18 protein-coding genes are annotated in these 23992 nt (G+C 71.8%); 6 read left to right on the forward strand and 12 right to left on the reverse strand.

Features of this window, described 5'->3' with window-relative positions:
* Nucleotides 1-10 precede the first annotated feature (10 nt).
* The 5 genes from AQJ64_RS16435 to AQJ64_RS16455 all read right to left on the reverse strand — a co-directional run bounded on the left by AQJ64_RS16435 (nucleotide 11) and on the right by AQJ64_RS16455 (nucleotide 4574).
* Entirely contained in the window at nucleotides 11-322 is a 312-nt protein-coding gene (locus tag AQJ64_RS16435; protein WP_055635954.1) for a hypothetical protein, read from the reverse strand.
* 376 nt (nucleotides 323-698) lie between these two features.
* Nucleotides 699-1730 (reverse strand): 2-hydroxyacid dehydrogenase, encoded by a 1032-nt coding sequence (locus AQJ64_RS16440; protein ID WP_055635953.1) that lies wholly within the window; start codon nucleotides 1728-1730, stop codon nucleotides 699-701.
* Nucleotides 1731-1779: 49 nt separating this feature from the next.
* Nucleotides 1780-2856, reverse strand: coding sequence for an L-idonate 5-dehydrogenase (locus tag AQJ64_RS16445; RefSeq protein ID WP_055635952.1), 1077 nt, complete (start codon nucleotides 2854-2856; stop codon nucleotides 1780-1782).
* 75 nt (nucleotides 2857-2931) lie between these two features.
* Nucleotides 2932-3705 (reverse strand): SDR family oxidoreductase, encoded by a 774-nt coding sequence (locus AQJ64_RS16450; protein ID WP_055635951.1) that lies wholly within the window; start codon nucleotides 3703-3705, stop codon nucleotides 2932-2934.
* A complete protein-coding gene (locus tag AQJ64_RS16455; RefSeq protein WP_240512757.1) occupies nucleotides 3702-4574 on the reverse strand; it encodes an NAD(P)-dependent oxidoreductase in 873 nt (290 codons plus the stop codon). Before AQJ64_RS16455 ends, AQJ64_RS16450 begins: the two co-directional genes overlap by 4 nt.
* A gap of 475 nt (nucleotides 4575-5049) precedes the next feature.
* On the opposite strand from AQJ64_RS16455, the gene AQJ64_RS50820 reads away from it, so the two are divergent.
* Both AQJ64_RS50820 and AQJ64_RS16465 read left to right on the forward strand, forming a co-directional pair.
* Nucleotides 5050-5640, forward strand: a complete 591-nt coding sequence (locus AQJ64_RS50820) for an FGGY-family carbohydrate kinase (RefSeq protein ID WP_420876546.1) — start codon at nucleotides 5050-5052, stop codon at nucleotides 5638-5640.
* Between the two features lie 306 nt (nucleotides 5641-5946).
* The gene (locus AQJ64_RS16465) at nucleotides 5947-6102 is read left to right on the forward strand and encodes a hypothetical protein (protein WP_157881022.1); all 156 of its coding nucleotides are present in this window, start codon (nucleotides 5947-5949) and stop codon (nucleotides 6100-6102) included.
* 51 nt (nucleotides 6103-6153) lie between these two features.
* On the opposite strand, the gene gnd is transcribed toward AQJ64_RS16465, so the two are convergent.
* Genes gnd through AQJ64_RS16485 form a run of 4 tightly spaced genes read right to left on the reverse strand, consistent with a single transcriptional unit; the run spans nucleotide 6154 to nucleotide 10054 of the window.
* A complete protein-coding gene (gnd, locus tag AQJ64_RS16470) occupies nucleotides 6154-7050 on the reverse strand; it encodes a phosphogluconate dehydrogenase (NAD(+)-dependent, decarboxylating) (protein ID WP_055635947.1) in 897 nt (298 codons plus the stop codon).
* Between the two features lie 3 nt (nucleotides 7051-7053).
* The gene (locus tag AQJ64_RS16475; RefSeq protein WP_055635946.1) at nucleotides 7054-8007 is read right to left on the reverse strand and encodes an NAD(P)-dependent oxidoreductase; all 954 of its coding nucleotides are present in this window, start codon (nucleotides 8005-8007) and stop codon (nucleotides 7054-7056) included.
* On the reverse strand, nucleotides 8004-9092 hold the full coding sequence (locus AQJ64_RS16480) for an NAD(P)-dependent oxidoreductase (RefSeq protein WP_055635945.1): 1089 nt from the start codon (nucleotides 9090-9092) through the stop codon (nucleotides 8004-8006). The genes AQJ64_RS16475 and AQJ64_RS16480 overlap by 4 nt, the downstream gene beginning before the upstream one ends.
* A complete protein-coding gene (locus tag AQJ64_RS16485) occupies nucleotides 9092-10054 on the reverse strand; it encodes a cyclase family protein (protein ID WP_055635944.1) in 963 nt (320 codons plus the stop codon). The genes AQJ64_RS16480 and AQJ64_RS16485 overlap by 1 nt, the downstream gene beginning before the upstream one ends.
* A gap of 217 nt (nucleotides 10055-10271) precedes the next feature.
* On the opposite strand from AQJ64_RS16485, the gene AQJ64_RS16490 reads away from it, so the two are divergent.
* The 4 genes from AQJ64_RS16490 to AQJ64_RS16505 all read left to right on the forward strand — a co-directional run bounded on the left by AQJ64_RS16490 (nucleotide 10272) and on the right by AQJ64_RS16505 (nucleotide 15313).
* Nucleotides 10272-11030, forward strand: a complete 759-nt coding sequence (locus AQJ64_RS16490; RefSeq protein WP_055635943.1) for an IclR family transcriptional regulator — start codon at nucleotides 10272-10274, stop codon at nucleotides 11028-11030.
* Nucleotides 11031-11256: 226 nt separating this feature from the next.
* Complete coding sequence (locus tag AQJ64_RS16495; RefSeq protein WP_059202738.1) at nucleotides 11257-12825, forward strand: sugar ABC transporter ATP-binding protein; 1569 nt, start codon at nucleotides 11257-11259, stop codon at nucleotides 12823-12825.
* The gene (locus AQJ64_RS16500; protein ID WP_055636700.1) at nucleotides 12825-14039 is read left to right on the forward strand and encodes an ABC transporter permease; all 1215 of its coding nucleotides are present in this window, start codon (nucleotides 12825-12827) and stop codon (nucleotides 14037-14039) included. Before AQJ64_RS16495 ends, AQJ64_RS16500 begins: the two co-directional genes overlap by 1 nt.
* A gap of 158 nt (nucleotides 14040-14197) precedes the next feature.
* Nucleotides 14198-15313: a substrate-binding domain-containing protein gene (locus tag AQJ64_RS16505; protein WP_059202753.1), complete on the forward strand. Its 1116-nt coding sequence runs from the start codon at nucleotides 14198-14200 to the stop codon at nucleotides 15311-15313.
* 1174 nt (nucleotides 15314-16487) lie between these two features.
* Here AQJ64_RS16505 and AQJ64_RS16515 read toward each other — a convergent pair.
* The 3 genes from AQJ64_RS16515 to AQJ64_RS16525 form a co-directional block, all read right to left on the reverse strand.
* Nucleotides 16488-19805 (reverse strand): family 78 glycoside hydrolase catalytic domain, encoded by a 3318-nt coding sequence (locus AQJ64_RS16515; protein WP_055635608.1) that lies wholly within the window; start codon nucleotides 19803-19805, stop codon nucleotides 16488-16490.
* 21 nt (nucleotides 19806-19826) lie between these two features.
* The gene (locus AQJ64_RS16520) at nucleotides 19827-22685 is read right to left on the reverse strand and encodes a family 78 glycoside hydrolase catalytic domain (RefSeq protein WP_079061710.1); all 2859 of its coding nucleotides are present in this window, start codon (nucleotides 22683-22685) and stop codon (nucleotides 19827-19829) included.
* Between the two features lie 166 nt (nucleotides 22686-22851).
* Nucleotides 22852-23892: a LacI family DNA-binding transcriptional regulator gene (locus AQJ64_RS16525; protein ID WP_055635609.1), complete on the reverse strand. Its 1041-nt coding sequence runs from the start codon at nucleotides 23890-23892 to the stop codon at nucleotides 22852-22854.
* Nucleotides 23893-23992 lie beyond the last annotated feature (100 nt).

The raw sequence follows: 23992 nt of genomic DNA on the forward strand, positions 1-23992 counted from the left end.
ACCGGCCCCCTCAGCCATGTTGAGGGGGCCGGCCGCATGTACGACGCCGGGCCTGCGAGACGGCGTCGGCTGTTTCGACCGGCCGGGAAGCGACCCGTATTCGGTCGCCGTCGTACGCGACGATCTCGCCCGGCAGGATCAGCAGGCCCGCCTCTCCGTCCTCCCAGTCCGTGCCCATCCGGCGCACCTGGACCGCCGGGCCCCGCGCGCCGGCCATGAACACCGTCGGGTCGACCTCCCAGCCGTGCTGGCCGAGCCACGTTTCCAGAGCTACGGAGTCCGCGCCGCTCGCCCCCCGCGGCCACTCGTACGTACCCGCCACTGCTGTTCCCCCTGCCCGTGAGTGAACTCGCAGCGATCCTGGCGGTAATCGCAGGCGCCCGCGCGCCGAGGCCTTCGAACGCCCGGAGGCGCGCAGGTTTGGGTCGGGCAGCGGCCAGTACCCGTGCCACCCGCTGGAGCGAAGCCGTCCTCCCTGCCGTCAGCTGCGTCGGCACGGACCTCGGTAGTGCCCCCACAGAGTGTCCCCACAGAGGCGCCGTCTGACCCGCGGTCGGCCTGGGGCGGGTTCACTCGCCGTCCATGCGGTGAGGCAAGTCGTCGGGACGGTTGCGCAGCATGGCACAACGATGGCTCCAGGCTACTGACTTCGGGCTCTGGAAGAACGAAGACGGCGTCCGTATGCGGCTGAACCGCCGTCAGGGACGCGTCCCGTCAGCCCCGCGGGGAGGTCGCCCGGGCAGCCCCGAGGTGCCTGGGACCGGGGTAGGGGCACAGCGTCCGTCCAGGATCGCCTCGACATTGCGGGCGGCGAGTTCGACCATGGCGGCGCGGGTTGTCTCCGTCGCCGAGCCGACGTGCGGCAGGACCACCAGGTGAGGCTCGTTGAACAGCGGGTCGGAAGGGCTCGTACGAGGCTCGCCGGTCATCACGTCCAGACCTGCCGAGTGCAGCTCACCGCGGCGCAGCGCCGCCAGCAGCGCCTCTTCGTCCACGACTCCGCCGCGTCCGGTGTTGACCAGTGTCGCGGTCGGTTTCATCCGGGCGAGTTCGGTGGCACCGATCATGCCCTGGGTCTCCCGCGTCAGCGGGGTGTGCACGGACACCACGTCGCTGGTGCGCAGCAGTTCGTCGAACGGCACCCAGCGGGACAGCTCGTCGTCCTCCTTGCGTCGCGGATGGTGGTGCCGCACGCGCATGCCGAACCCGGCGGCCCTGCGGGCGACGGCGCGGGCGATCTGGCCGTAGCCGATCAACCCGAGCGTCGCCCCCTGGACGTCGAGGCCGAGGAAGGAGTCCATGCGGAAGGCGCCCCACGCGCCGCGGCGCAGCGCGTCCATGCTGGCGGGCAGGCGGCGCCGGGCCATGAGGATCAGCGCCATCGCCACGTCGGCGGTGGTCTCCGCGAGCACGTCGGGGGTGTGGGTGATGACGACGCCGCGCTCCACTGCGGCCGCCACGTCGACGCCGTCGTAGCCCATGGACGCGAGGGCGACGACACGCAGGTCGGGCCCGGCCGCGTCGAGCAGCGCGGCATCGACGCGGTCGCTGCCGAGAACGAGCAGGCCCTCGCAGCCCCGGACCAGCCCGGCCAGCTCGGCGGGCGTCGGCGGTGCGGTTCTTGGCCAGGAGGTGACGTCGAAGCGGGCGGCGAGGCGCTCGACGCCGTCCCCCGGCAGGCCGGTGCGGCTGACCGCCACACGGGGGCGGCGGGAGGGTGTGCCGGACATGTTCGACTCCGTTGAGCGTGAGGGATCGGGGCTGGTGGTGGGACAGGTGCTACGTGGATCGGATTCCGCGTCCGGCCGTTCCCTCCTCGCCGAAGTCCAGCAGCACCTTGCACGAGCGGGCAGGGTCCGCCGCCAGCTCGAACGCCTCCTGCGTGTGGGCCACCGGGAGGACGGAGGTGACTACCGGCTCGACCGGGAGGCGGCCGTCGGCCACTGCACCGAGAACCTCGGTGAGCTCGCCGTCGAAGCGGAAAGAGCCGACGAGGCGCAGTTCCCGGGTGATCAGCGCGTTGGCGGCCACCGGAGTGTCCCCGGGCGGCAGCAGGCCGAGACCCACGACGAGGCCGCCGCGGTCGACTCCGTACACGCAGGTACGCAGTCCCGCCGGGTTGCCTGAGGACTCGATCGCGATGTCCGCGGCGAGTTCGTCCAGCCCGTCGGCGCCGGAGCCTACCCGTACGGTCGACGTGGCGCCCACCTGCCTGGCGACGGCCAGCGGCGCCTCGTGCACGTCGGTCACGGTGATCTCGGCCGCGCCCGCGGCTCTCAGCGCCGCGACGACCAGGCAGCCGATGGGTCCCGCGCCGGTGACCAGCACCCGCTTCCCCCGTACATCGCCGGCCTGCCGTACGGCGTGCCAGGCGACCGCGGCCGGCTCGGCCACCGAGGCCAGCCTCAGGTCCAGGCCCTCGGGCAGCGCGAGCACCCGCTCGGCGGGCACCACGAGCACGTCGGCGAAGCCGCCCTGCACATGGGGATCGCGGGCGGCGCTGCCGAGGTAGCCGGCGTCCAGGCAGGTGTTGCGCCTCCCGGCGACGCACTGCCGGCACCGGCCGCACGACGCCAGCGGGTGCACGGCGACCGGTGTCCCCGGCGGCGGCGCCGGGGTGCCGGGGCCCGCCTCGCGAATCCGGCCCACGATCTCGTGGCCCAGCACCAGCGGTTCGCGAAGCCGGAACTCGCCGACCGCTCCGTGACGCCAGTAGTGCAGGTCGGAGCCGCAGATGCCGCCGTAGCGGATGTCGACCGCGACCTCGCCCGGGCCGGGTACCGGCACCGGGCGCTCCTCCAGGCGCAGGTCGCCCGCGCCGTGCGCCACCACGGCCCGCATCGTCCCTGAGTTCATGTCCTCGTCCTGCTCTCTGCCGAACGCTTCGGCTGCTTCGGTTGCGTGCCGTGGGTGGAGGTCGGCGGCGGTGGGTCAGACGACCGCGGTCAGCCCGCCGTCGACGGCGATCACCTGGCCGTTGACGAAGTCCGACGCCGGCGCCGCGAGCCACACCAGCGTGCCGACCAGGTCCTCGACCGAGGCCCAGCGGCCGGCCGGGGTGCGGCCCCGGATCCACGAGTCGAAGGCAGGGTCGTCCACCAGGGGCCGGGTCAGCTCGGTGACCACATAGCCGGGGGCGAGCGCGTTGACGGTCAGTCCGGATCCGGCCCACTCGGCGCACATGCTGCGGGTCAGCATCGCCAGGCCGCCCTTGGAGGCCGCGTAGGCGGCGATGCCGGGCCTGGCCAGCCAGGTCTGGACGGAACAGATGTTGACGATCTTGCCGTGGCCGCGCTCGACCATCCCGGCGGCCACCGTGCGGCCGACCAGGAAGGCGCTCGTGAGGTTGGTGTGCAGCACTCGTTCGAAGTTCTCCGCCGAGACCTCCAGCAACGGCTCGCGGTGCTGCACGCCTGTGTTGTTGACGAGGATGTCCAGCGGTCCGACGCCGTCCTCGATCTCCCGGACCGCCCGGCGTACGGCGCTGTCGTCGGTGACGTCGAAGGCCGCCGTGTGGACCTTGGCCCCGGTCTCCTCGGCCAGTTTCCGCCGGGACCGCTCCAGTGCCCCGGCGTCGCGGCCGTTCAGGACGAGTTCGGCTCCCGCCTCGGCCAGCCCGGTGGCGAGGGCGGCTCCGATGCCTTTGCTGGAACCGGTCACCAGGGCCCGACGGCCGGCGAGGTCGAACAGGGCGGGAGCCTTCACGGCCGTACCTCCAGGGGAGCGTAGTAGTGCATCAGAGCGGCGTTGTCGGCGTCGCCGTGACCGGCCGCGGTGAGCCAGCGGTGCAGTTCGGCGACGGCGGTCGTGACCGGCAGCGGCACGCCCGCGGAGCGCGCGTGGTCGCGGGCGGCGTCGAGGTCCTTGACCATGTTGCTGATCCGCCCGGTGGGGGAGAGGTCGGCCTCGGCGAACTTCACGAAGAACTCCTGCAGCAGTGCGGAGTCGGCCCTGCCTCCGCTGAGCGCGGTGAGCACCTGCGAGGGCGGCAGACCGGCCGACCGCACCAGCGCGGCCGCCTCCGCGAGGGCGGCGAATCCGCAGCCGACCAGGACCTGGTTGACGGACTTCACCAGCTGACCCGAACCGGCCGGGCCGAGGTGCGTCAGGCGGGAGGCCAGGACCCCGAGGACGGGCAACGCGCGTGCGACGTGTTCCTCCTCGCCGCCGAGCATCAGGGTCAACTCCCCGCGCTCGGCGCCCGGTGCGCCTCCCGACAGCGGGGCGTCGACCCAGCCGGCGCCGAGCTTCCCGGCACGCCCGGCGAACTCGCGGGTGCGTCCGGGGTCGATGCTCGACATGTCGATCACCAGCACGCCGTCCGGAGCCCTGCTCAGGACCCCGTCCGGTCCGAAGGCCACCTGCTCCACGATCTCCGCGGTATTGAGGGAGAGGATCACCGTGCCCGACGCCGCGCCCAGCGGGGAGAGCAGCGCGGGTGACTGCGCCGTGGCCGCCCCGTCCCGGGCGAGTTCGGCGACGGCCTCCGGCCGGATGTCGTGGACGCGTACCGCGCGTCCGCACCCGAGCAGCCGGCGGGCGATGGCGGACCCCATGACTCCGAGTCCGGCCACGCCGACCTCTGTATCTCCTGGCACCTGACCTCCTGAACGAAATGCTGTTCGAGAAACAATATATTGGCCTCCGGTGAAGGGGAAGCCTCCTGGTACTGGCCTAGGTGTGGAAGTCGCAAGGTTATGGCGTACAGCATATTGGCATGAGTCCGACATGCTGTTGGCGTCGTGATGTCCGCAGGGTTGGAACGGAGACCGCCCTACGCAAGGTCGGCGAGGTGGTGCTCGGCGTCGACCCGGGCACGACCGCCACCAAGGCGGTCGCGGTGGACGGCGCGTACCGCCGGTGCCGATCGTCGAAAGCCGGCCGTGGTCGCCGACGCGGTGCGCGAGAGCGCCGAACAGTGCGCGCGAGGAGGGCCGACCGTGCAGGAGCTGTCCTTCCGCGCGGCCCTCCACACACTGCTCGCCCTCGACGCCTCCGGCCAACCGCTGATCCCTGCGCTGATCCCTGCCCTGAGCTTGGCCGACACCCGTGCGGCGGACATCGCCCGGCGGCTGCGGGCCGAGCACGGGGCGGCACTCCACCGGCCGACCGGCACTCCCGTGCACCCATCCGACCCGGGCCGTGATCGAGGGCGTGGGACAGCAACTGGCGCTGGTACGGGACTCGCTGGTCGCGGCCGGGGCGCCCATCACCTCGGTGCGCGCCACGGGCGGAGCACTTCGGTCGTCGCCGTGGGCAGAGACCGTCGCGGCGGCACTCGAGACGCCGTTGGAGATCACGGACGACACGGCCGGCTCCGGATTCGGCGCGGCGATCGTCGGCCGGCGCGCGCTCGGCGCCGTGTCCCACCTCTGTGCCCTGCCCGCGGACGTCTGGGCCCGTCCGTATCGCACCGTCTCGCCGGACCCGGCCGCCGTCCGGACAGCGGCCAGGGCCCGGCCCCTGGTGGAGCGGTGCTACGAGATGCTGCGGGGGCTCTCCGTACAGCGTCGGCGTCCGTGGCGCCGGTGTCCGGGAGCGGTCACGGTCAGGTGGCGTCGGCGTTCTCACCGGCCCCACCCGCCCGGCCGACGCGACGGGACGGGAGGGCGGCCGCTCGACGCGAGACCGTCGCAGTGACCGCCGCCCCCGTGTCCCGGCGCAGCCGCGGCGTCTCCCCGGCACAGGCCGCCGGCCCCACGGCGAGCAGGCCGAACGGAGAGGCGGGTCCCGCCGCGCGCAGGGCCCCTGCGGCCAAGGCGATGCCCACCCCCGGCGGCTCCCCGTGTCACCGGCCCGGTGAGGCCGTCGGCCGCTGCGCACCGTGCCGAGGCGACGGGGAACAGCGCGATCGCCCGGGCGAAGACGCGGCGGGTGCCCCGGCGCTCCGCGGCCCAGCCGCTCACGGGGATGAAGACGGCTGGCGCCCCCGGACACGCGGTCAGGGTGACGCCGACAGCCTCGGGCACCGTCCCGAAGGACGTGGCCATGTCGGGGGCGGCCGTGGAGATGATCGCGGCGTCCGGGTTCTCGATGCAGAACGCCCCGGCCACCAGTGCCGTCGTCCCCCGGCGCCACCCGTTCACCCGAGTCTCCCCCTGATCCGCGGCCGGTTGATCGGACACGGCGGTCCGGTGGTGGCCGGACCCCGGGTCAGGCCGAGCGCGTCGCAACGGTCGGCACCGCGTGCACGGCGTGTCCGCCGAACTGCTGCCGCATCGCGGCGAGCGCCTTCAGCTGGGCGGCGTCCGGCTTGCGGGAGGCGAAGCGGGCGAAGAGCGCGGCGGTCATGGCGGGGGCGGACACCGCCAGCCGTACCGCCTCCTCGACCGTCCAGCGGCCCTCGCCGGAGTCGTCCACCCGGCCCGAGAGACCGGTCAGGCCGGAGTCCTGCTCCAGGGCGCGCACGAGGAGGTCGAGCAGCCAGGACTTCACGACCGTGCCGTGCCGCCAGGAGGCGAGCACCTTCGGCACGTCGGGAACGTACTCGCTGGCCTCCAGTAGCTCGTAGCCCTCGGCGAGGGCCTGCATCATTCCGTACTCGATGCCGTTGTGGACCATCTTGGCGTAGTGACCCGCGCCCACCGGGCCGGCGTGGCAGATGCCGTCCTCCTCCGGTGCGAGCGACTCCAGCAGCGGCCACACCCTCTGGACGTGCTCGTCGGCGCCGCCGCACATGACGGCATAGCCGTTCTCCCGGCCCCAGACTCCGCCGCTGACACCGCAGTCGACGTAGCCGACGCCGTGCTCGGCGAGCAGCCGGGCGTGCTCGGCGTCGTCGCTGAAGCGGGAGTTGCCGCCCTCGACGATCACATCGCCCGGGGAGAGCAGGCCTGCCAACTGGTGGAGCGCCTCGCGGGTCGGGTCGCCGGAGGGCAGCATCAGCCACACCACGCGCGGGGCGGCGAGCTTGCCGACCAGTTGCTCGAGGGAGTCCACATCGCGGTCCGGGGAGGTGCGGCTGTAGCCGATCACCTCGTGGCCGCGGTCGCGCCAGCGGGCCGCCATGTTGCCGCCCATGCGTCCGAGGCCGACGATTCCTGTCTGCATTGCTCAGTCCTTCGGGGTGGTGTGACGCGGGCGGCCGGGAAGCTCGGGCCCGTTGCCTTCACGCAGGAGGCGGAGGACGACGCTGTTGTCCAGGTCGCCGAACCCCCGGTCGTCGACTGCCGCGTACAGGCGGGCGACGGTGGTGGACAGGGGCAGCTCCACGTGCGTGTCGGTGGCGCTGTCCAGGACGAATCCGAGGTCCTTGTGGAGGTAGCGGGCGGGGCCGGAGGGCGTGAAGTCGCTGTCGGCGAGGTGGTGGCGCTTCTGTGTGAGTACCTCCGAGGAGGCGAGGCCGCCTGCCAGCACCTGAAGAAGGGTCGCCGGGTCGAGTCCACCGCTCTCGCCGAGCACGACGGCCTCGGAGAGGGCGACGAGGGTCCCGGCGACGACGAGTTGGTTGCACGCCTTGGCGAGCGACCCGGCTCCCGTGTCGCCCATACGGCGGACGGTCGAGCCCATGGCGGTCAGGTACGGGCGGACGCGTTCGACGGCGTCCCGCGCCCCGCCCGCCATGATGGACAGGGTGGCGTCGCGGGCCCCGGTCACCCCACCGCTCACGGGAGCGTCGAGGACGGTGACGCCGCGAGGACGCAGTTCCTCGGCCAGGGAGCGAACGGCGACGGGGGAGACGGTGCCCATCACGACGAGGGTGTTCATCGCCTGGTCCGATGCGGCCGGGTCCGTGCCCGCGAGCAGTCCGTCCGGGCCGGCCAGCACGGCACGGACCTGGGGCAGGTCCGGGAGCATGGTGACGACGGTCCGGGCGCCGGCCGCGACCTCGGCGGGACGACCGGCGGCCCGGCAGCCGGCGGCGACGGCCGCGTCGAGTGGCGCGCGGCCTCGGTTCCAGGCCAGGACGTCGAAGCCGGCCTTCGCGAGATGGCCCGCCATCGGAAGGCCCATCGCGCCGAGCCCGACGAAGCCGACCGTCTCCGACCGTGCAGGAAGGGAGTTCACGAGCGGACCCCCGCCCGTGCGGGCTCGTCCGTGCCCGCCGCGAGCGTGGCCAGCCGTTCGGAGAGGTACGGGTGAGCGAGCACGTCCCGGTTGACGACGAAGCGCGGCAGCCGGCCGGTGGCCACGTCCAGGACGGCCCGGACCGCGCTGCCGCCGTTGCCGGCGGACATCTCGTCGGTCCACGCGAGGCTGTGCGGACTGAGGACGACGTTGTCCATGGTGAGCAGCGGGTTGTCGGCGCCGGGCGGTTCGGTCTCGAACACGTCCAGTCCGGCACCGCGGAGGCGACCGGCACACAGCGCGTCGATGAGCGCCGACTCGTCGACGATCGGACCGCGGGCGACATTGAGCAGTACGGCCGAGGGCTTCATCAGGGACAGTCGCCGGGCGTCGACGAGGTGGCGGGTCTCCTCGGTCAGCACGCACATCACGATCACCGCGTCGGCCTCTGCCATCACGGTGTCGGCGTCGGCGAGACGTACGCCGAGTTCCCGGGCGGTCTCCTGCGGGCAGTAGGGGTCGTAGGCGATGACCTCGGTGTCGAACGGCCGCAGCAGCCCGACCAGGTCACGGGCGGTGTTGCCCAGGCCGAGCAGGCCGATACGGCGGCCGGTGAGCCCGAGCCCCATCCACTGCTCACGCTCCGACCAGCGTCCCTGACGCACCAGCCGGTCCTTGGCCGTGACGTTGTGCAGGACGGCCAGCAGCATGGTGAGGGCGGCGGTGGAGACGGGGCGCCGGGCGCCGTCCGGGGTGATGGTGACCAGGGCGCCGTGGCGTGAGCAGGCGTCGAGGTCGACGGCGTCGTAGCCGACGCCGAAGCGGGCGAAGAGAAGAGGCGGCCGGCTGAGGCCGGTGAACGTGCGGGCGGTGACGGCGGGGGCGGCGAACAGGACGGCGTCCAGGCCGTCGATGTCCGGCGCGAGCAGCTCGTCGGTGTCACGCGGCAGGTAGTGCCAGGCGATTCCCGCGGAGTCCAGCTCACCGAGCCGGATGTCGCCCCATACGTTGCGTCCGTCCGCGTCGAGGAAGTCGCGGCTGACACCCACGGTGAACCGGCCGTCGGCCGGCCGGGAGGCCGCCATCACAGCACCGCGACGGGGTTGACGGGCGAGCCCGTGCCGCCGGGGACGTTCAGCGGTGTCACGACGAGCAGGAACTCGTAGCGGCCCTCCCTCGCGCAGGCGGTGGACAGCGCCTCCAGGTCGAGGTTGTCCAGCAGCGGTACGCCCATGGCGGTGATGGTGAGGGCGTGCACGGGGGAGTGCAGTCCCTCGACGGGGGAGGGGCGTACGTCGCTGTCGCCGTCGCCGCCGAGCAGGGAGATCCCGCGCTCGGCCAGCAGGGGTACGGCGTCCACGTGGAAGCCCGCACTGGCGTGGTCGGGGTTCCAGGCGCCGAGTTCCGCACGGCGCCGGAAGTGACCGGAGCGCAGCAGCACCGCGTCGCCCTCGCCGATCGTCACACCGAGCGCCTTCTCCGCCGCGAGCACGTCCTCGGCGTGCACGGCGGTGCCGGGCTCGAGCCAGTCGGTGCCGTGCACGGCGGGCAGGTCGATCAGAACGCCCTTGGTGACGAGGGGGCCCAGGGCGGAGACCGCGCCGAAGCGGGCGCCGGCGGCGTCGACGACCTCGCGGGCGGTGTGACCGTCGTAGAGCCGCCCGCGGTAGGCGATGTGGGAGAGCGCGTCGAGGTGGCTGACGCCCTTGCCGTGGTAGTCGACGGCGATGAAGTCCTTGTGGCAGGAGGGCTCCGGGGCCTCGACGTCGCCGAGGTCGGACATGTAGTGCAGGGCGGGCTTGCCGTTGTCCGGGCCGGGCGTCGTGTTCCAGGGCAGGGCCATGGGGACGGTGGTGCCGCTGCGGACCAGTGCGGTGGCCCGCTGCACGTGGGCCGGGGTGACCCGGTTCCAGGCGCCGCGGTCGGCGGGCGTCCAGCGGCCCCACGTTCGTACGGCGTCGAAGAGGGAGTCGAACTCCTCGCGCGAGAGGCGAGGGCCGTTGTCGGGAGGAGGTGGCGGCGGGGCATGGGTTGGGCTGCTGGTCATGAGTTGCTCAGCGCTCCAAGGCTCGGAGGGTGTCGTCGGCCGGCCCGGAAGGCGCGCTACGGTCGGGAGACTCGGCGAATCTCGATGGCAAAGCGCGCGGCGACGGCATTGTCGTTCGGTGACAGACGAGGGACAATAACAACATGCTGAACGACGAACAGAATGATGGGTGGAAACGACGGTGAGCGCAAGCGACCCGGGAAGCCTTGTCCCGGCGGTGACCCGAGCGGTGGCGATTCTCGACGTGCTCGGTGAGGCGGAGGGCCGACCGCTGTCCGTCAGCGAGATCGCGCGTGCCCTGGGCCTGCCGAAGTCCTCGACGGGGAATCTCTGCGCCTCCCTGGAGGCGGCGGGCATGATCACGCGCAACGGCACGGGCTTCGGCCTGGGGCGCAAGCTGGTGGAACTCGGTGGCCGCTATCTGTCCACGGTCGACCAGCTGCGCGACTTCTACGAGCTGTGCAGGCGCAGTGCCCACATCTCGCGGGAGACCGCCCGGGTGGCCGTCCTGGACGGCCTGGACGTGCTCTACCTGGCCAGGTACGACGGCACCCAGCCGCTCAGGCTCACCGCCAACATCGGCGACCGCTTCCCCGCGAACTGCACGGCGACCGGGAAGGCCATCCTCTCGACCCTGGATCCCGCGGTGGCGGAGGACCGGCTGCGCGGCCGTACCCTTCCCGCGCTCAGTGAGCGGTCCATCACCTCGGTGCCCGCACTGCTGCAGGACCTTGCGGTGTCCCGGGAGCGGGGTTACGCGATCGACGACGAGGAGGCCACGGCGGGTGTCCTCTGCCTGTCCGTGCCGGTCACCGGGTTCCGCACCGATTCGGCGCCGTTCGCGATCAGTGTCACCGTGCTCAAGGCGCGACTCGACGACGAGTTCCGCGAGGCGTTGCTCAAGGATCTGCGCGCCATCGCGGCAGGGATGGAGAACCCGATGCTCCCGAAGGGCATGTCCGCGGGCGGCGGATGAGGCGGACCTGACCCCGCCCGGGTGGCCGGGGCCCGCGGGGTGATCGCGATGTGACGGCGGCCGTACGGAACCTCTCCGTGCGGCCGCCTTAACTTCGGGGCCACTTCGGGGCGACTTTGAGGCAACAAATGTCAGCGGGAGTATTGACCAGGATGCTGTAACGAGTTCAGGATTCTGGTCGAGCCGATGGAGTGGTCCTCGGCCTGCAGATCCCCCGGAGAAGTCCGTGAACGACGCTCCCGACGACACAGCCTCCAGTCCTCCGTCGCCCGACGGGCACGCGGCCTCCCGCCCACTGGTGACGATCCGCGGACTGCGCAAGCGGTTCGGCGGCACCCTCGCCCTCGCCGATGTGGACCTCGACCTCCACGGTGGCAGCGTCCTTGCCCTATTGGGACACAACGGTGCCGGAAAATCCACACTTATCAAGATCCTTGCGGGTGTCTACCGCGCCGACGAAGGTCAGGTCACCGTCGCCGGGCATCCCCTCGGCTCCAGCGCCGCGTCCACCGAGATGTCCTTCATCCACCAGGACCTTGGTCTGGTGGAGTGGATGACGGTGGCCGAGAACGTCGCCCTGGGCACCGGCTACCCCCGCCGGGGCGGGCTCGTCTCCTGGCGGCAGGTGCGCCGACGCTGCACCGAGGCCCTGGACATCGTGGCGGGTCACCTCGACCCGGACGCGGCCGTCGCCGACCTCACGCGCGCCGAACGCTCCCTCGTCGCCATAGCCCGCGCCCTGGCCACCCGCGCCCGCCTCATCGTCCTCGACGAACCGACGGCCAGCCTCCCCGCCGCGGACTGCGCCCGGCTCTTCGACGTCCTGCACACCCTGCGCGACCGAGGCCAGGCCATCGTCTACGTCAGCCACCGCCTCGACGAGGTCTACCAGGTGGCCGACCGTTTCGCCGTCCTGCGCGACGGCCACCTCATCAGCCAGGGCCTCCTCGCCGACCACGGCCCCGACCGGATCGTGCACGACATCGTCGGCCACGAGCCGGAGAGCCACCGCCCGCCCGCCCCCCGCACCACGGGCACCCCCGCCTCCACCGTGCTGAGCCTGACCGGTGTCACCACCGAGGGAGCCGGTCCCATCGACCTGGAACTGCGCGCCGGAGAAGTCCTCGGCATGGTCGGTCTCACCGGAGCCGGCCACATGGACCTCGGCCGCGCTCTGGCCGGCTCCCGGCCCCTCACCGGCGGCGAGGTGCTGCTCGACGGCGGGCCCTACCGTCCCGGCTCGGTCGCCGCCGCCGTGGACGCGGGCATCGGCTTCGTCACCAGTAATCGCCAGGAGGAGGGCTGCGCCCTCGAACTCACCGTGCGGGAGAACTTCCTGGCCAATCCCCGCGCCGACGCCCGCTCCCCCTGGCGCTGGATCAGCCCCCGCCGCGAACGGGCCGAGGCCCGGTCGCTCGTCGAGCGGTTCGGCGTGCGCCCCGCCGACTCCGAGGCACCGATCGCCACCCTGTCCGGTGGCAATCAGCAGAAGATCATGATCGGTCGCTGGCTGCGGCTGAGCCGTCGCGTGGTGATCCTCGAGGAGCCCACCGCCGGAGTCGACGTCGGCGCCAAGGCCGAGATCTACCGACTCCTCGACGACGCTCTCGCCGAAGGACTCGCCGTTCTGCTCATCTCCACCGACTTCGAGGAGGTCGCCGACGTGTGCCACCGCGCCCTGGTCTTCGTCCGGGGCGGCGTGACGGCGGAACTGTCCGGCGAGGACCTCACCGTCACCGAACTCACCCATGCCGCGTCGGCCATGCCGGCGCTGACCGGAACGGGCAACCACTGATGGCCACCGAGACCGATTCCTCCCGCCGCGCCCAGAGGTCCACGACCGCCGGCGGCCGCAAGGCGACCAGGAGCGCGCGCACCCCCGGTGCCCCGCGCACCAGGCAGTCCCGCGGCACGGACGGCGGGAGCCGTCTGCGCGGCCACGTGATCGGCACCTACGGCCTGCTCACCCTCACCGTCCTGCTCTTCCTCGTCTTCTCCCTCACCCTGCCCGACACCTTCCCGACCCTCGACAACATCTCGTCGATCCTGTCCAACCAGTCGATCCCGGCCATGCTCGCCCTCGGCGCGATGATCCCCATCGTCACCGGCAAGTTCGACCTGTCCGTCGGCTACGGCCTCGGCCTCGCCCACGTGCTGACGATGCAGCTCATCGTCCACAACGGCTGGCCCTGGCCGATGGCCTGCCTCGTCGTCATCGTCGGCGGCGGCGTCATCGGAGTGTTCAACGGACTGCTGGTCGAGTTCGCCAAGATCGACTCGTTCATCGCCACCCTCGGCACCGGCAGCGTGCTGTACGCCTTCACCGGCTGGATCACCGACGGCGCTCGCATCGTCCCCGGCACGCAGGGACTGCCGCCGGCCTTCACGGACCTGTACAACTCGAAGTTGCTCGGCCTGCCCGTGCCCGCCTTCTACGTCCTCGGTCTCGCCGTCGTCCTGTGGCTGCTGCTGGAACGACTGCCGCTGGGCCGCTACCTGTACGTCATAGGCTCCAACGCCCGAGCCGCCGACCTGGTCGGCATCCCCACCCGCCGGTACGGTGTCTACGCCTTCGCCGGCTCCGGGATCGTCGTCGGCTTCGCGGGCGTCCTGCTCGCCGCCCAGCAGCAGATCGGCAACCCCAGCGTCGGTATGGACTACCTGCTGCCCGCCTTCGTCGGCGCGCTGCTCGGCTCCACCGCCATCAAGCCCGGCCGCGCCAACGCCGCGGGCACCGTCGTCGCCGTCGCCATCCTCGCCATCGGCCTCGCCGGCATCCAGCAGCTCGGAGCCGAGTTCTGGGCCACCTCCCTCTTCAACGGCGGCACCCTCCTCCTCGCCGTCGGTCTGGCCGGCTACTCCGCCCGCCGCAGGCTGCGCGCCGGGGCCGGCGCCACCCGCAAATCGCTGTCCGAGCCGTCGGCCCCAGCCGCACCGGCCGCCTCCGCGCGGACGTCGGTCCCCGCCGCGGAACCGGCGCCCCAGCCGCCGTCCACGACAGCGGAGTAGGTCCGAAAAGCCACCCACCGCAGGGGTGACCCGCCGCGCGGACCCCTGCCGCCCGTTGAGCGCTGCCCCCCTTTGCCGCGCCCTTCCCGCCCTTCCCGTACGTCAGCAAGGAGCCGTTCGTGTCGTACCACCACACCTGCCAGGCGACCCTGAGAGCCATGGCCACACTCGCCCTGGTCACCGCGTTCGCCGCGGGTTGCACCCGGGGCTCGGAGGCCGGCACCGCCAGCGCCGTCGCCGGCACGAAGGCCGGCTGCCCCGCCGTCCTCGCCAAGGCCAAGACCGCCGTGAAGGCCGCCGAAGATGTCGACGCCGTCTGGGACGGTCCGACCACCGGCCCCAAGGCGGCCGTCGGCAAGACCATCGTCTACGTCGCCCAGAGCATGACCAACCCGGGCGTGGCCGGAGCCGCCGACGGAGTCAAGGAGGCTGCCAAGGCCATCGGCTGGAACGTACGCATCATCGACGGTCAGGGCACCCCGGCCGGCATCCAGGCCGCGCTCAGCCAGGCTGTCGCCGTCAAGCCCGACGGCATCGTGCTCTCCGGCTTCGACCCCAAGTCGACCGCGCAGCAGGTCGCCCAGGCGGACGCCGCCGGCATCCCGCTCATCGGCTGGCACGCCGTGGACGCCCCCGGTCCCAGCAAGGACCCGAAACTCTTCAGCAACATCACCACCCAGGTCCAGGACGTCGCGAAGATCAGCGCCGACTGGGTCATCAGCCAGTCCAACGGCCGGGCGGGCGTGGTGGTCTTCACCGACGCCTCCATCCCGTTCGCCAAGGGCAAGTCGGACCTGATCGAGAAGGAACTCGCCACCTGCTCCGACACCAAGGTCCTGACGACGTCCAACATCCCCATCGCCGACGCCAGCAGCCGCACCCCTCAGGAAGTGTCGGCGCTGCTGTCCCGCTTCGGCGCCAAGTGGACCAGTTCGGTGGCCATCAACGACCTCTACTTCGCGGACGCCGCCCCGGCGCTTCGGGCAGCGGGCAAGCAGGGCAACGGAGCCCCCTTCAACATCGGCGCGGGCGACGGCGATCCGTCCGCCTTCCAGCGCATCAACAGCAAGCAGTTCCAGGCGGCGACGGTCCCCGAGCCGCTGTCCCAGCAGGGCTGGCAGATGGTCGACGAGTTCAACCGCGCCTTCGCGGGCGAGCCCGCCAGCGGCTACGTCCCTCCGGTCCACATCACCACGGCCGACAACACCGGCGGCAAGTCGTCCTGGGACCCCAGCGGGTACCGAGAGGCGTACCGAAAGATCTGGGGGAAGTGACCCGGGCAACCTGAGCCGACCGCAGGCCGCCCCTCCCGCTCGCCCCGGCGGGAGGGGCGGCGCCGCGCGTTCGCCGGCCTGCTGGTCGGCGCGATCCTGGTCCTCGAATGCCGAACACGCCGCCGGCCGCTACGGCCCCTCGGCGGGCCGGACCGGGGCCGCTCCCGTGAGTTCACGGCGCATCCCGCCGCCACCCGGTCGGTGCGGGGGAGGGGGAGCCCGGATGGCGGCGGGGGCGCAGGGGTGCGCGAGGTACGGGTTGCTTCAGCACCGTCTGTTGCTCCAGGTACTCCGGCGGCTCGAACCGCAGGCGACAGGGCCGGCCCGTCGCGCTGCTCGGCCGGGTATGGCAGGGCGAGGAGCCGCACCGACCCGGTGTCCGGAACCCCTTCCGGGGGAAGCTCTCTGCGTCAGGTCGAGCAGGTCCGCCGCCTCTTCGCGGCGGTAGGCGTGAGACGGGCATGGAATCGATCTCCTGATACCTCGTACGGGACAGGGGACCAGTGACGGGGAACTCCTGTCTGCGCCGCTCCCGCGGGACGAAGCGCTGGATCTTCCCGGACGGTGCGTGGGTGAGCGTGTGCGGCGAACCGGTGCTTGACCGGGTGCCGCAGTTCCGCGACGAGCGCGTCGTCGCCGACCGAGGAAGTAGCCGTCCGCGCCCCGGGTTCCGGCGTCGCCGGTGAGGTACCAGCGACCGTTGGCGGAGAAGGGTTCGTCGGTCTTCGCCGGGGCGCCGGTGTTGCCGGAGAACCACATCAGAGGGCTCTCGGCCACCCTGATCGCGACGCGGCCGGCCGTACCCGCCGGGGCGGGCTCGTCCCGATCGTCGTGCAGGATCTCGGCCGACCACCCCGGCAGGGGCCTGCCCATCGATCCCGGCCGGACCGGGGACCGTATTCCGTCGGCCCACCCGTTGGCGATGACCATCCCGTGGTGCGTCCGCCCGTCGGGGTCCCGTACGGGGACGTCGAGCGCTTGCTCGGCCCAGCTGACGACCTCCGGGCCGAGGACGGCGTAGCACAGCCCCCTGAAGCCATGCTCCCCCGCCGGCGCACATGTGAGCCGGCAGGGGAGCGATGGCAGGGGCAGCGGCTGCTGTTCTGGCCGACCATCAAACGACCGGGGCCGTGGGGCCGGGCGACCACGCTTGAAAGCCCACCAGGTCACGCGGTCACCCGTCGGCCTCCCCGGCGTCGCCGCGGCCGGCGAGGCCGCTGGGCACGCCGAAGCGGTACGTGCCCGACCCGACCTCGAACACGGAAGCCCCCTCCTCCATCCGGAGGAACCGGACTCCCTCGGCTGTGCCGGCCGGTCGGCCGCCCTCGGTGACCGCCCAGCGGGTCCTCGACGGCACGTGAACCTCCGCGACGGTGTTGACCGGCACGGTCACCTCCAGGACGAGAGAGCCCCTGTGGGTGCTCCACTTCGAGGAGAGCAGGCCGTAGACGGTCTTGAGGCTTCCTGAGCCCTTGGTCAGCTTCCCGCCGGGCACCGGGGCGATGCGGGAGCGCTTGTAGCCGGGGTCGATCGCGGAGAGGCCGCCGATGTTCTGGAACATCCAGTCACCGACGGCGCCGTAGGCGTAGTGGTTGAAGGAGTTCATGTCGACCGGACCGAAACTGCCGTCGGGCATGATCGAGTTCCAGCGCTCCCACATGGTGGTGGCACCGTTGGCGACCTCGTAGCCCCAGGACGGGTAGTCCTTGTGGAGCAGCATCTTGTAGGCGAGGTCGGCCCGGCCGATTTTGCTCAACGCGGGGAGCAGCAGCGGTGTGCCGATGAAGCCGGTCCGCAGGTGGTAGTCGGTGAGCGCGAGTTTGGCCACGAACTTCTCGCCGACTTTCCCGACCAGTGCCGGATCCGGGACGAGGTTCATGCCTAGGGCCATCGCGTAGCCGGTCTGCGAGTTGCGCGTGACGGTGCCGTCGGCTGCGACGTAGGCCTTGGTGAAGGCGGTGCGGATGTCGGCGGAGAGCTTGCTGTACTCGGACGCCGCGGCGTCATCGCCCAGGGCCCTGGCCACCTCCGCCATCATGCGGGCGTCCTCGGCGTAGTAGGCGGTGCCCAGGATGCCCTGTTCGGTGGGGTCGTCCAGGTGCAGCCAGTCGTTGGTGAAGAAGGTCGTGCGGCCGGGTTCGAGAAGGTCCGGTCCGGCGCTGTCCCGCACGAACTGGAAGAACTTCCGCATGGCGGGGTAGTTCTCCCGCAGGATGCGGGTGTCGTCGTAGGAACGCCACACGGCGTACGGCACGGTGATCATCACGTCGGACCAGCCGACACCGCTGTCGCCGAACCGGCCCTGAGGGGTCGGTACGACCGCGGGCAGATCACCGTTGGCGTACTGGGAGTTGCGGACGTCCGCCATCCAGTGGGACAGGAACGCGCGGGTGTCGACCAGATAGTTGGCCGTCGGCGCGAACAGGCTGATGTCTCCCGTCCATCCCAGGCGTTCGTCGCGGGCGGGGGTGTCGGTGGGGAGGGAGAGGAAGTTGCCCCGCTGGCTCCAGGAGATGTTGCCCACCAATTGGTCGAGCATGGTGTCCGAGGTCTTCAGCGTGCCGGTGGAGGGGAGGTCGGATCCCCACACGGCGCCCTTGACGTCGGAGAGCGCCGGAGGCTCACTCACCCCGGTGATCTCGATGTAGCGGAATCCGTGCTGGGTGAAGGTGGGTTCGTAGGTCACCGTTCCGGTCTTGGCGAAGAGGTAGCGGTCGGTGACCCTGGCGGTGCGGAAGTTGTCGGTGTAGAGGGTGCCGTTCTTGTTGAGGACCTCCGCGTAGCGGATCTTGACCGTCTGGCCGGCGGAGCCGGTGAGGGTGAGTCGGGACACTCCGACCATGTTCTGCCCGAGGTCGTAGACGTAGGTCCCGGGGGCGGGCTCGGTCATCTTGCGGGCCTTGAGCGTCTGGGTCCGGCGCACCGGCTCGTCGCTCTGCGGGACCAGGAGCGCGGTCCGGGACTCCAGGCTCGCGGCGGGCTCCCACGCCGCGTCGTCGAATCCGGGCCGGCTCCACCCCGATGGCTTCAGACGGGCGTCATACGTCTCGCCGTCCTGCAGGTCGGCCCTGACGTAGGGGCCGCCCGCGGCCTTCCAGGAACCGTCCGTGGCGATCCACTGGACCGAGCCGTCGGTGTACGTGATGCGTATCTTCGCCACAAGGGCGGGGGTGTCCCCGTACTGGCGGCTCCAGCCGATTCCGACCTTCCCGGCCCACCAGCCGTTCGCCAGGGACGCGCCGATCGCGTTGTGCCCGCGGGTGAGCAGTTTCGTCACGTCGTAGGTCTGGGACTGGATGCGCCTGTGGTAGTTCGTCCAGCCCGGGGCGAGCACCTGGTCGCCGACAGGCTTGCCGTTGATCTCCAGCTCGTACACGCCGAGCGCGGACGCGTAGACCCGCGCGGAGGCGACCTTCTTGCCCGCCTTGGTCGCGAAATCCTTGCGCAGCAGCGGCAGCGGCCGGATCGCGGGCCCGCTGAGGGCGTCCGTGGTGCCGGACACCACGAGGGCGGAGTGGACGATCTCACCGCCGGTGAACGGGTTCTGGTCGGAGGCGAAGTCGGTGTCGAGCAGAGTGCCGCCGTCGGCGCCGGTCACGACGGCGTCGTAGACGGTTCCGCGTTCGCCGCAGCATCCGTGGGTGCGGAATCCGATGTAGCCCTTGCCGAACGTGGCGTCGGTGAAGGTGCTGACCAGCTTGCCGTCGAGGGTCGTCCTGATGGTGGCGCCCACCACGTCGTAGCGGACGGTGTGCCGGCCGGCCAGGAGACCCGCGTCGGTGAAGCCGTACGGCGCGAGATCCACCTCCTGCATCACGCTGTAGTCGCCCTTGACCTGCTTGTGCAGTCTCAGCATCGGGGTCGGGCCCGTGACGTTGAACTGCCACATGTAGCCGTTGCTCGCGTCGGAGGCGCGCAGGAACATGCCGAAGGCAGCGCTGTCGATCTTGAAGTCGACCGTGGCGACGTAGTCGGTCCACTTGTCCAGATCACTCGCGGCCTCGGGGCGCGTGATCCACTGGGCGCCGTCCCAGTCGCCGGAGTCCAGCAGGCCCGTCTCGAAGTACGCGTGCGCGCTCCACGGGCTCGCGGCCTTCCTGTCGTCCCAGGCTCGTACGCGCCAGTAGTAGCGTGTGGCCGGCTTCAGGGCCGGACCGCCGTACTGGACGCCTACCTGGCGGTCGGAGGCCACCTTGCCGGACGACCACAGATCGGCGGACCCCGGTGTGCGTCCGACCTGGATCTCGTATGCCTGCTGCGAGGTCGCCCGCCGCGCCGACGCCGACTGCCAGCCGAAGACCGGGTCCTCACCACCGATGCCCAGGGGGTTCAGTCGGCCGTTGGTGGTCAGAGCATGCACGGAGAACGGCGCGTCCGAAGCCGACGCGGTGGGGGACACGGACGCAGGCTGGACCGCCATGGTGCCTCCGACCACGGTGAACACGAGAAAGCCTCTGAGGAGTGCGAACAGGAGCGAGGGTTTGCGGGGCATGGCAGTCTCCCTGTGAATCGTTCAGGCCGACGTGTTCGCGGTGGCGTCGCCGCGAGGCACGCTGTGGGGTGGACGGGAGTCCGCTGTGCGGCTCAGCAGGGTGGTGAGCTCGGCAGCGGCGTCGGCACCGCCGTCTTCGACGAGGACCCTGTTCAGCAGCGCGGGCAGTCGGCCGGCGGGCAGGTCCAGGAAGGGGCCCAGTCGCCGGGCCAGTTGTGCGGAGTCGTCACCCAGGCCGTGGCGGGTCAGGACGTCGACCGTGCGCCCCCAGAGACCGGGTTCGTCCATCAGGTCCCGCACGGTGATCACCTCGGACGGTCCCGAGTCGGGGCATGGGTCGTCGGTGGTCCAGGTGTGCGTGCCGTGGGCCACGCTCGCAGGGGGCTCCCCGGAACCGGGCAGGTGGACGGTGGCCCGTGTTCCCACGGGCACGACCACGTTCAGGTGGAAGCGGCCGTCCTGGCGCCGCCAGCTCACCGAGGCCTTGCCGTACGGGGTGAGATGCGCGGCCGTGGCGTGGGTGAGCGAGCGGTCCGGCATCGGGCGCACGCGGATCTCGCGATAGCCGGGTGCGGCAGGGGCCAGGCCGGCCACCGTGCGGTGCATCCAGTCGGCGACGGCGCCGAGCGCGTAGTGGTTGAAGGAGGTCATCCGGCCGGGGTTGACGTTGCCGTCGGGCAGCATGCTGTCCCAGCGCTCCCAGACGGTGGTGGCGCCCATCGTCACGGGGTAAAGCCAGGAGGGGCAGCCCTTCTCCAGCAGCAGCCGGTGGGCGAGGTCCGGGTGGCCCGCGGAGGTGAGGGCGTCCGTCATCAGCGGGGTACCGACGAACCCGGTGGCGATCCGGAATCCACTCGTCCGAACAAGGTCGGCGAGCCTGTCTCCGGCCGCCGCACGATGGTGCGGGGAGGTCAGCACGTCCCATTGCAGGGCCATGGCGTACGCGGTCGGCGAGTCGCCCAGAATCCGGCCCGCGGGGGTGACGAACGCACGGGCGAACGCCCCCCGGGTCCGCTCGGCGAGCGCGGAGTACCGTGCCGCGTCCTCGGAGCGGCCCAGTACCTCGGCGGTGCGGGCGACGACGGCGGCGCACCGGGCCAGGCACGCGGTGGCGACGACGTCCGTGGGCGTGCGGGCGGCGAACGGGTCGTCCGGGGGTGCGGCGGGGTCCAGCCAGTCGCCGAACTGGAAACCGCCCGCCCACACGCCGTCGGTGGTCAGCGAGGCGGCCTTGTCGACCCAGGCGCGGGCGCTCGTGAACTGCCGCTGGAGGACGCCGCGGTCGGCGTACCGCTCGTACAGCACCCAGGGCACCACCGGTGCCGCGTCGCCCCAGGCCGCCGCGGTGGGGGCCGCGTCGTCCAGGACGTCAGGGATGACCCAGGGCACCGCGCCGTCGGGATGCTGGTCGGCGGCGAGGTCGGCGAGCCAGGAGGACAGGAAGCCCGCGGTGTCGAAGAGGAAGGCGGCGGTGGGGGAGAAGACCTGGATGTCGCCGGTCCAGCCGAGCCGCTCGTCGCGCTGGGGGCAGTCCGTCGGTATGTCGAGGAAGTTGCCCCGTGTGCCCCGGACGACGTTCTCGTGGAACTGCTCCAGATCCGGGTCCGAGCAGGAGAACCAGCCCGTGCGGCGCAGGTCGCTGCCGACGACGACGGCGTGCAGGTCCTCGACCGCCAGGTCCGGCACGCCGGTGACGTCGGCATACCGGAATCCGTGGAACGTCAGCGAGGGTTCGAGGACGGACTCCTCGGCGTCGGCCAGGAGGTAGGTGTCGGTGGCGTCGGCCGTGCGCAACGGCCGTGTGCACAGCTCCTCGTTCTCCAGTACCTCGGCGTGCCGGACGGTGACCTCCGTGCCCGCCGCGGTGTCGCGCAGGCGCAGGCGGACCCAGCCGACGACGTTCTGGCCGAAGTCGACGAGCGTACGGCCGGACGGCGACTGCCAGACCTTCAGGGCGGGCAGCACCTCGGTGACGCGTACGGGCGGCCCCTCCGGGGCCACGAGCCGCGCCGGGTCCGCCTCCTCGTCGGACAGTACGTCCACCGGGCCGTCAGCTTCGCCCGGAGTGAAGCGCAGGTCGGTGCGCTGACCCTTGTACAGGTCGTCCGTGAGGATTCCGGTGTCCCGGGCCCGCCACGTCCCGTCGGTGCCGAACACCTCTGCCGAACCGTCGGCATAACGGACCTCGAGCTGCGCGAGCAGGGCCAGTCGGTCGCCGTACAGGGCACGGGCGCCCCACCAGCCGAGGTGCCCGCGGTACCAACCGTTGCCGAGCACGACCGAGAGCGTGTTCTCGCCCTTCTTCAGCAGCGCGGTGACATCGTGGGTCTGGTACCGCAGCCGGTGGCGGTAGCTGGTCCAGCCGGGGGCGAGGACCTCGTCGCCGACCCGGGTGCCGTTCAGGGACGCGGTGTAGACGCCGTGAGCGGTGGCGTAGAGACGGGCCCAGGCCGCATCCGCCCGCAGCACGACCCGCCGTATCAGCTCAGGGGCCGGCGCGTCCGGGGTGCCGTGGTGGCGGGGGGTGACAAAGCGGGCGGTCCAGTCGTCGGCGCGCAGCAGCCCCGTCTCCACGGTGGCGGGCGCGCTCCAGTCACTCCAGCGCGCTTGGGAGGCGACCCGGACGCGGACGCTCGCCCCGCTGCGCGAGGCCAGGGGTGCGAAGGGCCACGGCACCAGCACCTGTTCGGCCGACATGACCCGCGCCGTCGTGCCGCATTCCAGCTCCACCTCATACGCCGTCTGTCGCCAGGCGGGGTCGTCGGTGCGGACCTGCCAGGACAGGCGGGGTTGCGGGGTGCCGACGCCGAGCGCGTCCTCGCGGTGCTCGAAACGAAGCGACACCACTTCGGTGTCAGGTTCGGGACGCTCAGGACTCATGCCGGCTCCTTGCTGTGTGGAACGTACCACGTTTGAAACGAATCAAACGTGGAGGGAAGATGCCTGCCGCGTCAAGAGGGAGGGGGAGAATCCGGCGCATCCGGCCCGCAGGGCCCGTTCGGCCGCCGTGCGCCCGGCCGCGCCCGGGACCGGAGCGCGGGCGGCTTCAGGCGCGCGGCGGCGCGGTGCTGGAGCGCGTCACCAGGTGCGGTGTCGATGCCATGACGACCGCACGGTCACGCCGCTTCTCGATCCGTTCCAGCAGCAGCCGGGCCGCGGTCTCGCCCATCATGGCGCCCGCCTGGTCGACGCTGGTGAGGCTGACCGGGGCGAGCGCGGCGACCGAGGTGTTGTTGTATCCGACGAGCGAGAGGTCGTCGGGGATGCGCAGACCGAGGTCGGCGGCGGCCCGGAAGACGCCGGTCGCGGCGACGTCCGCGCCGGCGAAGATCGCGGTGGGCGGGCGCGTGGAGGTGAGCAGTTCCATGGCGCCGCGGTAGCCGCCCTCGTCCGAGTACCCGGAGTGCACCACCCGGGCCAGATCCGCCAGACCATGCCGGGCCATCGCCTCCTGATAGGCGGCCCGGACGTGGTGCTCGGGCCGCTGCGCCCACTGGGAGCCGCGCACCGTCGGATGCGACAGGTGCGCGATGTCCCGGTGCCCGAGGGCGACGAGGTGGTCGACGACCAGGTCGACGCCGGCCCCGTCCTGATTGACCACGCGGTCGTAGGCCGGGGAGGGGTCGTGGTGGCCGATCACCACCGTCGGCACCTCGGCCGCGATATGCACCACCTCCGTGCGGGGGACGGCGGGCGCGATCAGGATCAGACCGTCCATCTGGCGGTCCACCATGGCGTGGATCAGCTTGGTCTGTTCCTCCATCTCGGAGGAGCCGCCGGAGCCGAGGAACATGACGTACTCGGTGTTGCGCAGTGTCGCGTTCATGCCGTCCAGGAGGTCGGCGTAGAAGGCGTTGCGGGTGCTCGCGAGGAGAACGCCGATCGTGTAGGTGCGGCCCCTCATGCCGCGGGCGGCGGCGTGCGGGCGGTAGCCCAGCTCGGCCATGGCCGTCTGCACCCGCTGGCGCATCGTGGGGCTCACCCCGTAGGCGTTGTTCAGGACCTTCGACACCGCCGAGGTGGACACGCCGGCGCTGCGCGCGACATCGGCGATCGTGGCTCTCTTCGAGCCGCCTGCTGGTTGCACTGGGGGTCCCCGCCTCCGTCGTCATCCACCGCACTGCCCATCCGGCGTTTCGGGAACGTTACTCGCGGATGGCTTGACGGTTCCGGTCTCTGCGCTCCAA

Origin of the sequence: Streptomyces griseoruber (genome assembly GCF_001514205.1) — a bacterium.
In the GTDB taxonomy this organism is placed as follows: domain Bacteria; phylum Actinomycetota; class Actinomycetes; order Streptomycetales; family Streptomycetaceae; genus Streptomyces; species Streptomyces griseoruber.

Bases quoted from the DNA above. Each gene is read 5' to 3' on its own strand.
- AQJ64_RS16440 (WP_055635953.1), bottom strand. From the start codon at position 1,730: ATGTCCGGCACACCCTCCCGCCGCCCCCGTGTGGCGGTCAGCCGCACC.
- AQJ64_RS16500 (WP_055636700.1), top strand. From the start codon at position 12,825: ATGGCCACCGAGACCGATTCCTCCCGCCGCGCCCAGAGGTCCACGACC.
- AQJ64_RS16485 (WP_055635944.1), bottom strand. From the start codon at position 10,054: ATGACCAGCAGCCCAACCCATGCCCCGCCGCCACCTCCTCCCGACAAC.
- AQJ64_RS16505 (WP_059202753.1), top strand. From the start codon at position 14,198: ATGGCCACACTCGCCCTGGTCACCGCGTTCGCCGCGGGTTGCACCCGG.
- gnd (WP_055635947.1), bottom strand. From the start codon at position 7,050: ATGCAGACAGGAATCGTCGGCCTCGGACGCATGGGCGGCAACATGGCG.
- AQJ64_RS16445 (WP_055635952.1), bottom strand. From the start codon at position 2,856: ATGAACTCAGGGACGATGCGGGCCGTGGTGGCGCACGGCGCGGGCGAC.
- AQJ64_RS16480 (WP_055635945.1), bottom strand. From the start codon at position 9,092: ATGGCGGCCTCCCGGCCGGCCGACGGCCGGTTCACCGTGGGTGTCAGC.
- AQJ64_RS16520 (WP_079061710.1), bottom strand. From the start codon at position 22,685: ATGAGTCCTGAGCGTCCCGAACCTGACACCGAAGTGGTGTCGCTTCGT.
- AQJ64_RS16515 (WP_055635608.1), bottom strand. From the start codon at position 19,805: ATGCCCCGCAAACCCTCGCTCCTGTTCGCACTCCTCAGAGGCTTTCTC.